Below are 764 nucleotides of genomic sequence, written 5' to 3'. Positions count from 1 at the left end.
GGCGGGTTCTAGGGAGTGATGCAACACCTCGATGTTGAGGAGTTGTTGTCATGGGTCGTCCGAAGCATCCACGTGAGTTCGATCGACGGTTCTGGGACGGGATCCGTGCTGGTCTTCTGATCGAGGATGCGGCCTTGGGTGCCGGCATGTCCTCGACGTGGGGCAAGCGACGGTTCCGCAAGGCTGGCGGGGTGAATCCCTTTCGTGCCGCAGCCCCGACCGGTCGGTATCTGTCCTGGTCCGAGCGCGAGGAGATCGCGGCACTGGACCACGCCGGCTGCGGGGTCCGTGAGATCGCCCGCCAGGTGGGTCGCGATCCCTCGACGATCAGCCGCGAGCTCGACCGCGGAGCCACACATCGTGGGTACCGGGCCTCGGTCGGTCAGAGCAAGGCCGACCGGGCCCGGACCGCACCGCGGGCGGCGAAGCTGGCCACGAACCTGCGGCTGCGCAAGGAGGTCCAGGACCGACTCACCTGCAGGGACAGTCCCGAACAGATCGCTGGCAGACTCAAGATCGACTTCCCCGACGAGCCGGAGATGCGCGTGTCGCCCGAGACGATCTACCAATCGTTGTACGTCCAGGCCCGGGGTGGTCTGAAACGGGAGCTGACCACGTATCTGCGCACCGGACGATCGATGCGCAAGCCGCGGCGACGAGACGCAGAGCGACGCGGCCGGATCCCCCACATGGTGATGATCAGCGAGCGTCCACCCGAGGTCGAGGACCGCGCCGTTCCCGGACACTGGGAGGGCGACCTGATC

Annotated in this window: 1 protein-coding gene; it reads left to right on the top strand. The window is 66.9% G+C overall.

The window, feature by feature from the left end:
• Positions 1-50: 50 nt before the first annotated feature.
• Positions 51-764 (top strand): IS30 family transposase (locus DAE25_RS22725; protein WP_159083934.1); only part of this gene is annotated, 714 nt, incomplete at its 3' end.

Origin of the sequence: Nocardioides terrigena (assembly GCF_003047265.1) — a bacterium.
Taxonomy (GTDB): Bacteria; Actinomycetota; Actinomycetes; order Propionibacteriales; family Nocardioidaceae; genus Nocardioides; species Nocardioides terrigena.
This window is presented reverse-complemented; position numbering and strand designations above follow the sequence as displayed.